We start from the raw sequence: 11351 nt of genomic DNA, 5'->3' as shown, positions 1-11351 counted from the left end.
TTGGGTAAGCGGTGCGCACCTTTTCCGTTGCTGCTCTGTTTTACCAGCGCGCTTTGAGCAGGTTCGGCTGAATGCCGTTAATGGCACGCGTATTACCAAACACCTGCGGCGCGATACCGGCTTCAAACTCTTCACGGAAGTATTTGATCGCGCTTTGTAATGGCTCTACGGCACCGGGTGCATGCGCACAAAATGTTTTACCTGGGCCCAACTGACGACAAAGCTGCAGTAGCGTTTCGATATCTCCCGGCTGCCCTTTGCCCTGCTCCAGGGCGCGCAGAATTTTCACGCTCCACGGCAGGCCGTCGCGACATGGCGTACACCAGCCGCAGGATTCGCGGGCAAAAAACTCTTCCAGGTTGCGCACCAGCGAAACCATATTGATTTCGTGATCCACAGCCATCGCCAGCGCGGTACCCAGACGGCTGCCCGCTTTGCCGATGCTGGCAAATTCCATTGGCAGATCCAGATGCTGTTCGGTCAGGAAGTCTGTGCCTGCGCCGCCCGGCTGCCAGGCTTTAAACTTCAGCCCGTCACGCATGCCGCCCGCATAATCTTCCAGAATTTCACGCGCCGTGATGCCGAAAGGCAGCTCCCAGACGCCTGGATTTTTTACCCGACCAGAGAAGCCCATCATTTTGGTACCGGCATCTTCGCTCTTCGACAGCCCCTTGTACCACTCCACACCATTGGCCAGAATGGCCGGCACGTTAGAGAGGGTTTCCACGTTATTAACGCAGGTCGGCTTGCCCCAAGCACCGGCAGAGGCCGGGAATGGCGGTTTGGAACGCGGGTTGGCGCGACGTCCTTCCAGTGAGTTAATCAACGCCGTCTCTTCGCCGCAGATATAGCGGCCAGCGCCGGTATGGACGATCAGTTCGAAATCAAAGCCGGTGCCGAGAATATTTTTACCCAGGAAGCCCGCTTCGGTAGCCTCGGCGATGGCGCGACGCAGATGTACCGCCGCCTCAATATATTCACCGCGCAGGAAGATATAGCCACGGTACGCTTTCAGCGCAAAAGCGCTGATCAGCATCCCTTCCACCAGCTGGTGCGGCATTTGCTCCATCAGCAGGCGGTCTTTATAGGTACCCGGCTCCATCTCATCGGCGTTACAGAGCAGGTAACGGATATTCATCGACTCATCTTTCGGCATCAGGCTCCACTTCAGACCGGTGGAAAAGCCTGCGCCGCCGCGCCCTTTCAGGCCGGAGTCTTTAACTATCGCAACGATTTCGTCAGGCGCCAGGCCTTTCAGCGCTTTTTCCGCGCCGGCATAGCCATTTTTGCTACGGTATTCGTCAAACCACACCGGCTGCTTGTCGTCACGCATACGCCAGGTCAGCGGATGGGTTTCCGCAGTACGAATGATCTCTTTTATTGTCATTGATACTGCTCCAGTAACGATGGAATATTTTCCGGCGTCAGGTGAACGTGCGTATCTTCATCCACCATCATGGTCGGACCTTTATCACAGTTACCCAGGCAGCAGGTTGGCAGCAGCGTAAAGCGGCCATCCGTGGTGGTCTGGCCCGGTTTGATATTCAGCGACTGCTCCAGCGCCGCCTGAATGCCCTGATAACCGGTGATATGACAAACCACGCTGTCGCAATAGCGGATCACGTGTCGGCCAACCGGCTGACGGAAAATCTGGCTGTAAAAGGTAGCAACCCCTTCTACATCGCTGGCGGGAATGCCTAACACTTCAGCAATGGCATTAATGGCACCATCCGGCACCCAGCCGCGTTGCTTCTGCACGATTTTCAGCGCTTCGATTGAGGCTGCGCGTGCATCTTCATAATGGTGTTTTTCATGCTCAATCGCGTCGCGTTCTGCTGCACTCAGTTCAAAGACCTCGGTCGGGTCGATCGTTTCGATAGCAATTTTTTGATCGTGCATAATTAGCGGTCCACGTCTGACATAACAAAATCGATACTACCCAGGTAAACGATCAGATCGGATACCAGGCTGCCGCGGATCACTGATGGGATCTGCTGCAGGTGCGGGAAGCTTGGCGTACGAATACGCGTGCGATAGCTTACGGTGCTGCCGTCGCTGGTCAGGTAGTAGCTGTTGATCCCCTTGGTGGCCTCGATCATCTGCAAAGATTCGTTCGCAGGCATTACCGGTCCCCAGGAGACCTGCAGGAAGTGGGTAATCAGGGTTTCAATATGCTGCAGCGTACGCTCTTTCGGCGGTGGCGTGGTCAGCGGGTGATCGGCCTTAAACGGCCCGGCCGGCATGTTGTTCAGGCACTGCTCCAGAATACGCAGACTCTGACGCATCTCTTCCATTTTTAACATCACGCGGGTGTAAGCGTCGCTGACGCCGCCGCCCACCGGGACTTCGAAATCGAAGTTTTCATAACCGGAGTAAGGGCGCCATTTACGCACGTCAAAGTCGATGCCGGTGGCGCGCAGACCCGCGCCGGTAGAACCCCAGGCCAGCGCTTCATCTTTCCCGTAGCAGGCAACGCCTTTAGCACGGCCTACCAGCACGCTGTTTTTCAGCGCCACGGTTTCATATTCCTTCAGGCGCTTCGGCATCCAGTCGAGGAATTCACGCAGCAGACGTTCCCAGCCTTTCGGCAGATCGTGGGCAACGCCGCCGATACGGAACCAGGCGGGGTGCATACGGAAGCCGGTAATGGCTTCTACAACGTCATAAATTTTCTGGCGATCGGTAAAAGCAAAGAACACCGGCGACATGGCACCGACGTCCTGAATAAACGTAGAGATATAAAGCAGATGGCTGTTGATGCGGAACAGCTCAGAGAGCATCACGCGAATGACATTAACGCGATCCGGCACCACGATGCCCGCCAGCTTTTCAACCGCCAGCACGTAAGGCATTTCGTTAACGCAGCCGCCCAGATATTCCACGCGGTCGGTGTAAGGGATGTAGCTGTGCCAGGACTGGCGCTCACCCATTTTTTCTGCACCGCGATGGTGGTAACCGATATCAGGCACACAGTCGACAATCTCTTCACCATCCAGCTGCATAACGATGCGGAATGCACCGTGCGCCGATGGGTGGTTCGGACCGAGGTTGAGGAACATAAAGTCCTCGTTTTCGGTGCCACGCTTCATGCCCCAATCTTCCGGCTTGAAACGCAGCGCTTCCATCTCCAGATCCTCTTTCTGCTTAGTCAGCTCGAAAGGATTGAATTCCGTTGCACGCGCCGGATAGTCTTTGCGCAGCGGATGACCTTCCCAGGTCGGCGGCATCATGATGCGCGTCAGGTGAGGATGGCCGTCAAAGGTAACGCCAAACATCTCCCAGGTTTCACGCTCATACCAGTTGGCGTTAGGGAAAATTTTAGTCAGCGTCGGCAGATGCATGTCGTTTTCAGACAAGGCCACCTTGAGCATAATGTCGCTATTGCGCTCAATAGAAAGCAGATGGTAGAAAACAGAAAAATCCGCAGCGGGCAGCCCGTTACGGTGGGTACGCAGGCGCTCATCCATGCCATGCAGGTCATACAGCATTACATAGGGCTTTGGCAGCTTGCGCAGGAATTCTGCTATCTCCAGCAGCTGTTCACGCTTAACCCAAACCACAGGAATGCCGGTACGCGTCGGCTGAACGGTAAAGGAATCCGGCCCAAAACGGTTACGCAACTCGCCGATCACTGGATCATCCAGGTGATCCCGGGTTTGCCATGCAGGCTGTGCGAGATCTTGCGTGGTCAAATCTGTCATACGTTACTCACCATTGGCCTGAAAACAGGCACGAAGTCGTTGGTGTCAGGATGAGGTGCGCGCGTTGGTTGGTCGTATTATTGCGCTGCGTGTCAGGCCCCATCCATAAATTGTTGATTTAAATTTCGTCCGGGGTACGCAGGTTCGTTACCGCAATGCGATCGCCGCGCTTCCTTTCACGCTCGGACTGCATATTGGCGCGATAAACGCCCTGATCGCCAACGACCCAGGAGAGCGGACGACGTTCTTTACCAATGGATTCCTGCAACAGCAGCAGCGCCTGCATATAGGCTTCCGGGCGCGGCGGGCAGCCAGGGATATACACATCCACCGGCAGGAACTTATCAACGCCCTGCACCACTGAATAGATGTCATACATGCCGCCAGAGTTAGCGCAAGCCCCCATGGAAATCACCCATTTCGGCTCCAGCATCTGATCGTACAAACGCTGAATAACCGGGGCCATTTTGGTAAATGGCGTACCGGCTACCACCATAAAGTCAGCCTGACGCGGTGAGGCTCGAATAACTTCGGAACCAAAGCGGGCAACATCATGCACCGAGGTAAAAGAGGTGGTCATTTCGACATAACAACAGGAGAGGCCGAAGTTAAACGGCCACAGAGAGTTCTTACGACCCCAGTTCACCATGTCATGCAGTGCGTTTTCCAGCTTGCCCATATAAACGCTACGGTGGACATGCTGCTCCAGAGGGTCGGAAACGATCTCCTGTTTTTGCAGGGGATAACGGTCGTTCTCACCGTTGGGGTCTATGCGGGTGAGCGTATAGTCCATCTTAATGCCTCGCTGTTACTGCTTTTGAGGGTTGGTGTTAGTGACCTTACCGGTATCAACGTCTACGCGACGACGCGCAGGCGCCCAATCCAGCGCACCAATACGCACCAGATAAACCAGACCAGCCAACAGCACCAAAATGAAAATTGTGGCTTCAACAAAGCCGACCCACCCGCTTTCGCGGATAGAAGTCGCCCATGCATATAAAAAGAGGGCTTCTACGTCAAAGATAACGAAGAACATAGCCACCAGGTAGAACTTGGCAGAAAGGCGCAAATGCGTACTGCCAACCGGATCGATACCTGATTCAAAGGGGGTGTTTTTATTACGTGCGCGGGCGCGACCGCCTAACAGCCAGCCACCAGCCAGCATAAAGAGACATAGCCCAAAAGCGACAACGATAAAAACAGCGAATGCCCAGTGATGAGCGATAACTTCTGTGGTTGTTGACATACTCTCTGCTTACTCATCAAAAGTGGCGTTTAGCGTCCTGCGATGCCGATAGCGAAGAACACACCACATTAATTCAAGGGAAGGATGAAAAACCTTATAAATTATGCTGTCATTAACCTATAAGCAGCAATTTAATGGGGTTTTTTACCCCTTTCTATAACCTTTTGTCAACTTTGACAAAAGTATCCACACGTTAATTTACAGTTGCAGCATTTTATTAACATATGATGCGTAATAATTAAGCTAAATCGTGTCAGTTTGAGAATGTAAATTAAGTGTAGTGGGTATTTGCACGGTTGGATCGCGCATTTAACAAACATATTTTGACAGGAAAACGTCAGATTTCCTGCCCCTTTGCGGGGTTATTTTTTTGATCCAGGACACACTTTTGCCCTTTTTGATAAAATAACGGACAATTCAGGCGGGTAATTTTTAGGCAAATGCGCAACAAAGGCTGATTACAACAAGAAACATTACGTTTTAAAAACGCGTTTCATTATGGCAGGCAGAATGACACAGGAAGTTGCCAGGAACAGGCAAAAACAGCAGTAAAAAGAGCAACAAAAAGGCCTCTTAGATCGTTACAGCGCTAAGAGGCCTTTTTTTAACAGTTTAGAATCAGAAACCGCATTCTAAATGAGAAACCGTCTCATTTTTATACTTATTCTTCATCATCCAGCAACATTGCATCGCCCTGCCCTGTTAAGGAGAGATTGTATGGGTCGTTGCTGGATTCCATAGCGTTGAAAATAGCCAACGCCAATTCGTTTTCACTGTCCGGATTGCGGCACAGCAGGTATTGCGTATCCGGCAGCACCGGCAGGCCTTCAGCCGCGCCCATTACGCGCAGTTCCGGGCTCATCATTTCTACCGGACGGGCGGTCACGCCCAGGCCCGCTTTCACGGCGGCGCGAACCGCGGCCAGCGTAGAGGCCACGTAAGAGATGCGCCATGGAATGCCAGCTTCATTCAGATGGTCAATCGCCATATCGCGATACGGACTTGGCTCGTCCAGCAGCACCAATGGAATCGCTTCGCCGCGCTGGAAAATATAATCCGCAGCGCAGTACCACAGCGTTGGCGAAGTGCGCAGCACCTGATGAGTAAAGGAACCCGGGCTGGAGGTGGTCACTACCAGGTCAACTTCGCCCTGGTTGAGCATTTCCATCATAAACGGATTGCGCTTCACGCGTACATCAATCGCCAGTTTCGGGTAGACAGAGGTCACGCGGTTCAGCAAGAACGGCAGAATGGTATCTGACGTATCGTCCGACGCGCCGATAGTCAGCACACCCTGAACGTTGCTGTACATCAGCGAGGTACAGGCTTCATCATTGAAACGTAAAATTTTACGGGCATAGCCGAGCAGCTGAATGCCATGCTCGGTCAGCAGCTTATTACGGCCATGCCGGGCAAAAAGTTCTTTGCCTACCAGCTGCTCCAGACGCTGCATCTGCTGACTGACGGCTGATTGCGTCCTGCATACGGCAGCGGCGGCGGCGGCGAAGGTGTTGAGATCTGCTACTGCAACGAAAGTTCTCAGCAGATCGAGATCGAGATTAAGTATCGGACGATTTGCATTAGTCATATTTTTCTTCACTTATAAGTTTTAAGAACAACTACCCTGGTGTTACTCCCGCCGATCAAATGTCAAACGGAGATTTAAGATGGCAACAATGACGTCTCCGATAAACCGGAAGCGACAGCTCAACACTGCAAAAAGAAAAGCTGCTTTTCATAATACCGCTGGAGGAATGCATACAGACCAGCCAGTGCCGCCGGTATTTAATGACCAAATACTCAGCGCCGGAGCGCTGCAACAGTAGACGCAAAATGCGCCCTGCTTAGTGATGGAAACCGCGCCAACTTCAGGCAAGTTAACTACGGGGCCGCTGGTTCATAACATCTACATACTGCGTTTGCAAAACTGCGCAACGCAAAAAAACCAATAAATCGCCGGACTTAACCTTCACCGCCGCCTTTTTAATTCTGGCTACAGTCAGGTGTGTTTGTTTTATCACAAAGCCCGTTGATGGATATCCTGCCACAACGACGTCTAATTTTTAAGCCCCAATCGCATTTTTCTTATCAATAAAGCCCCGTTTTAGCATTATTGAGCTTTTTTTTAACGATTGCTTTTAACGGCTCGCTGGCTGAAAAGCATCCTGAAGCACAATGGGGTGTTTGATGGCAAAACAGCAGAAAAGTATCTGACCCGTTTAATCGTTATACCCCTTTCAGGTTATCGGCACTTTAAGTAGTAAAATTTAACTGTTTCACTCCGTATCAATCTACTTTTTTTATCTTAATTTGTTTCTTTTTCTGATCCAGCTCGCATACTGTGAAGAGATTTTTACAGCCGGGTGATTAACCTGGCATTTTATGCTGAGGTTAAGCGAAATCTTGGTTTTTTAATCCAGCTAATCAGGATTGCCTGACGTTGCATACCAGTCAGCTCCTTATTGCCTTTCAGTTGCGCCAAAAGCCAGCCCTGCCCTTCAAATCGCAGGAGCAGAAGAGTAAATTGAGCGGGTTTATTTCCACGGCAGGAACGCAGTTCTGTCAGTAAAGGCGCATGTAATGAATTCAACAATCGAAAAATCGTCAAAGCTGGATAATGTTTGTTATGACATCCGCGGTCCGGTGTTAAAAGAGGCCAAACGCCTTGAAGAAGAAGGCAACAAGGTTCTGAAATTAAATATTGGCAATCCCGCTCCGTTTGGCTTTGAAGCCCCGGATGAGATTCTGGTCGATGTTATTCGCAACCTGCCTGGCGCTCAGGGATATTGTGATTCAAAAGGGCTCTATACGGCGCGCAAAGCTATTATGCAGCATTATCAGGCGCGCGATATGCGCGACGTTACCGTAGAAGATATTTATATCGGTAACGGCGTATCCGAACTGATTGTTCAGTCAATGCAGGCGTTGTTGAACAGCGGCGATGAAATGCTGGTGCCTGCGCCGGACTATCCGCTGTGGACCGCTGCGGTTTCCCTTTCCAGCGGTAAAGCGGTGCATTATCTCTGCGATGAATCCGCTGGTTGGTTTCCGGATCTGGCCGATATTCGCAGCAAAATTACGCCGCGTACCCGCGGTATTGTGATTATTAACCCGAATAACCCTACCGGCGCCGTCTACAGCAAAGAGCTGCTGCTGGAGATCGTGGAAATTGCCCGCGAACATAATCTGATTATTTTTGCCGATGAAATTTACGACAAAATCCTCTATGACGCCGCACAGCATCACTCTATCGCCGCGCTGGCACCCGACTTGCTTACCGTAACCTTTAACGGCCTGTCAAAAACTTATCGTGTTGCAGGATTCCGTCAGGGTTGGATGGTGCTTAACGGCCCGAAAAAACATGCCAAAGGTTATATTGAAGGGCTGGAGATGCTGGCGTCTATGCGTCTTTGCGCCAACGTCCCTGCGCAACACGCCATCCAGACAGCGCTGGGCGGCTACCAGAGTATTAGCGAATTTATCATGCCGGGTGGACGTCTCTATGAGCAGCGCCAGCGTGCCTGGGAACTGATTAATGACATCCCTGGCGTAAGCTGCGTCAAGCCGCAGGGCGCGCTCTATATGTTCCCGCGTATCGATGCGAAAAAATTCAACCTGCACGACGACCAAAAAATGGTGCTGGATTTTCTGCTACAGGAAAAAGTGCTGCTGGTACAGGGATCGGCTTTCAACTGGCCGTGGCCGGATCATGTTCGCATCGTGACTCTGCCGCGCGTTGACGATCTGGAGATGGCCATCGGCAAATTTGGCCGTTTCCTGGAGGGCTATCGCCAGTAACCTCCCTCTGCTCTGCCTGCTGTAGCGCAGAGAATGAAAAGGCGATACTGTTGCTGTGGAGACCGGAAATGCCGGTTTCCACAGTCTGTACAGAGGAGAAACCTTTTCAATGAAGCAGAGCCATTTCTTTGCCCATCTTTCCCGCCTTAAACTGATCAATCGCTGGCCGTTGATGCGCAACGTGCGAACGGAAAATGTCTCTGAGCATAGCCTACAGGTCGCGATGGTCGCGCATGCGCTGGCGTTGATAAAAAACTGCATGTTCAACGGTAATCTCAATGCGGAACGCATTGCGCTGATCGCGCTCTATCATGATGCCAGCGAAGTGCTGACCGGCGATTTGCCGACGCCGGTTAAGTATTACAATGCGCAGATTGCCCATGAATATAAAAAAATCGAAGAGATCGCCCGCCAGAAGCTGATTGAAATGCTTCCTGCCGAGCTGCAGGATGCGTGGCGTCCGCTGCTGGATGAACAGCAACAGAGCGAAGAGGAAACGGCCATTATCAAGCAGGCCGATGCGCTATGCGCCTATCTGAAATGCCTTGAAGAGCTTTCAGCCGGAAATAATGAGTTCCGCCGGGCATTGTCGCGCCTGGAAATAACGCTTGAGCGACGTCGCAGCGAGGAAATGGACTATTTTATCGCCGTGTTTGTGCCCAGTTTTAACCTTTCGCTGGATGAAATATCGCAGGATACGCCGCTGTAAATCAGAACGGAAAAAGCAAGGGAACCAGCAGAACGCTAACCACCATTACCACCAGGGTAAAGGGAACGCCAATTTTAACGAAATCAGCGAAGCGATAACCGCCTGGCCCTAAAACCAGCGTATTAACCGGAGAAGAGACCGGCGTCATAAAGGCGGCGGAGGCAGCGATAGCGATAATCATCGTGAAAGGATAAGGCGATACGCCCATCTGCTGCGCTGCCGCTACGCCAATCGGTGCCATCAGCACGGCGGTGGCCGTATTGGAAATAAACAGTCCAATGCTGGCACAGAGTATAAACAGGCAGAGCAGCATAATATGCGGGCCTCTGCCACCAGCAATATCCATCAATCCCTGCACAATCAGCGCCACGCCACCGATTTTTTGCAACGCCAGCGCAAACGGCATCATGCCGGCAATCAGGATGAGTCCCGGCCAGTGAATGGCTTTATAGGCACTCTCCATATCGATACAGCGAAATTTTCCCATCAGCAAACAGGCGATAATTGCCGCAATCGGGCCGGGGATCACATCGGTAATCATCAGCGCCACCATCAGCGCCAGGGAGAATAACGCATGGGGTGCCTGGCTGTGCGCCGGTACCGCTTCATCGATCTCTGCAGGCAGCGCCAGCAGCAACAGATCCCGTTTCTGCTGCTGTAGCTGCTGAATACGCCGCCAGTCACCGATGACCAGCAAAATATCCCCTACCTCCAGTATTTCATCCGCCAGCGCGCCTTCCACCAGGCTGTTGCGACGTCGAATACCGATCACGCTCAGCCCATAGCGTTGACGGAAACCCAGCTCGCGTACGCTTTTGCCGGCCAGTTCTGAATCGGGAACCAGAGCGGCCTCGGCCATACCGACATCACGTGCGCGATCGGAAAAATAGTCGCCGCGTAAAATTAACGGTTCCAGCAACTGTTCACTGCAAAACTGCCGTAGATCGATCTCAGCTGCCGACATATCAATCAGCAAGACGTCTCCGCTGCGAAAGGTTGTCTCTCCCGTTACCGTAATCATCACGCGTCGAAACTTGCGCCAGCGCTCCAGGCCAACCACATTCGCACCATATTTTTCCCGCAGCCTGAGATCGTCAAGGCGATGGCCCACCAGCGGCGAACCGGCACGGATCGCCAGACGACGGGCGCGACCGCTAAGCCGATATTCGCGAATCAGATCGCGGAAATTGCGGCGGCGCGGTGCGGCAGATGATGAAAATTCCGCAGATGAATCGGCCAGCCAGTAGCGAGCTATCAGCATATAGCCGATGCCGAGCACCAGCACCGTTATCCCCACAGGCGTAACGGCAAAAAAGCTAAAGCCCTCCAGCCCTTCACGCTGAAGTTCACTGTTCACCACCAGATTTGGCGGCGTGGCCACTAACGTCATCATGCCGCTAATCAACCCCGCCACGCTAAGCGGCATCATAAGCCGGGCGGGCGATGAGCCAATTTTCGCCGCTACGCTCAGCACCACGGGAATAAAGATAGCCACCACGCCGGTAGAGCTCATAAACGCGCCCAGTGCCGCCACGGTCAGCATTAGCCAGAGAATCATTTTACTTTCGCTGTTGCCGGCGATTTTCATCAGCCATTCACCGGTCTGCAGCGCTACGCCGGTACGCACCAGCCCTTCGCCAATCACAAACAGCGCGGCAATTAAAATCACGTTGGGATCGCTAAAGCCGATGGTCGCTTCCTGCAGCGTCAGCGTACCGCTAAGCACAAAAGCGATAATCACCAGCAGCGCAACGACATCCATACGCAGCCTGCCGGACGCAAACAGCCAGACGGTTATTGCCAGCAGGCCAGTTACCCAAAGAAGTTGACTATTCACAGCCCTTTCCGCGTCACCAATCCTGAATGCGCGCAGCATGCCATAAAATAAACCCCGCAG

9 protein-coding genes are annotated in these 11351 nt (G+C 52.5%); 2 read left to right on the top strand and 7 right to left on the bottom strand.

The window, feature by feature from the left end:
* Positions 1–40: 40 nt before the first annotated feature.
* The 6 genes from nuoF to lrhA all read right to left on the bottom strand — a co-directional run bounded on the left by nuoF (position 41) and on the right by lrhA (position 6535).
* Positions 41–1381, bottom strand: coding sequence for an NADH-quinone oxidoreductase subunit NuoF (gene nuoF / locus B1H58_RS13605; RefSeq protein ID WP_208615357.1), 1341 nt, complete (start codon positions 1379–1381; stop codon positions 41–43).
* A 2-nt stretch (positions 1382–1383) separates the two neighbouring features.
* On the bottom strand, positions 1384–1899 hold the full coding sequence (nuoE, locus tag B1H58_RS13600) for an NADH-quinone oxidoreductase subunit NuoE (RefSeq protein ID WP_085071021.1): 516 nt from the start codon (positions 1897–1899) through the stop codon (positions 1384–1386).
* 2 nt (positions 1900–1901) lie between these two features.
* Entirely contained in the window at positions 1902–3701 is a 1800-nt protein-coding gene (nuoC, locus tag B1H58_RS13595) for an NADH-quinone oxidoreductase subunit C/D (RefSeq protein ID WP_085071020.1), read from the bottom strand.
* A gap of 118 nt (positions 3702–3819) precedes the next feature.
* A complete protein-coding gene (locus tag B1H58_RS13590; RefSeq protein WP_085071019.1) occupies positions 3820–4494 on the bottom strand; it encodes a NuoB/complex I 20 kDa subunit family protein in 675 nt (224 codons plus the stop codon).
* Positions 4495–4509: 15 nt separating this feature from the next.
* A complete protein-coding gene (locus B1H58_RS13585) occupies positions 4510–4947 on the bottom strand; it encodes an NADH-quinone oxidoreductase subunit A (RefSeq protein ID WP_085071018.1) in 438 nt (145 codons plus the stop codon).
* A gap of 661 nt (positions 4948–5608) precedes the next feature.
* Positions 5609–6535 carry a transcriptional regulator LrhA gene (gene lrhA / locus B1H58_RS13580; RefSeq protein ID WP_085071017.1) on the bottom strand — a complete coding sequence of 309 codons (927 nt, stop codon included), beginning with the start codon at positions 6533–6535 and terminating at the stop codon, positions 5609–5611.
* Positions 6536–7527: 992 nt separating this feature from the next.
* Here lrhA and B1H58_RS13575 point away from each other — a divergent pair.
* Together B1H58_RS13575 and yfbR are read left to right on the top strand one after the other, a co-directional pair.
* Positions 7528–8745, top strand: coding sequence for a pyridoxal phosphate-dependent aminotransferase (locus B1H58_RS13575; protein ID WP_085071016.1), 1218 nt, complete (start codon positions 7528–7530; stop codon positions 8743–8745).
* 109 nt (positions 8746–8854) lie between these two features.
* Positions 8855–9454 (top strand): 5'-deoxynucleotidase, encoded by a 600-nt coding sequence (yfbR, locus tag B1H58_RS13570; protein ID WP_085071015.1) that lies wholly within the window; start codon positions 8855–8857, stop codon positions 9452–9454.
* 1 nt (position 9455) lies between these two features.
* Here the strand turns inward: yfbR and B1H58_RS13565 are convergent, their stop codons facing one another.
* Entirely contained in the window at positions 9456–11291 is a 1836-nt protein-coding gene (locus B1H58_RS13565; RefSeq protein ID WP_085072318.1) for an SLC13 family permease, read from the bottom strand.
* Positions 11292–11351 lie beyond the last annotated feature (60 nt).

The sequence above is a fragment of the Pantoea alhagi genome, from assembly GCF_002101395.1.
Lineage (GTDB): Bacteria > Pseudomonadota > Gammaproteobacteria > Enterobacterales > Enterobacteriaceae > Mixta > Mixta alhagi.
The sequence above is the reverse complement of the archived record's forward strand: the minus strand, read 5'-3'. Positions and strand labels throughout refer to the sequence as shown.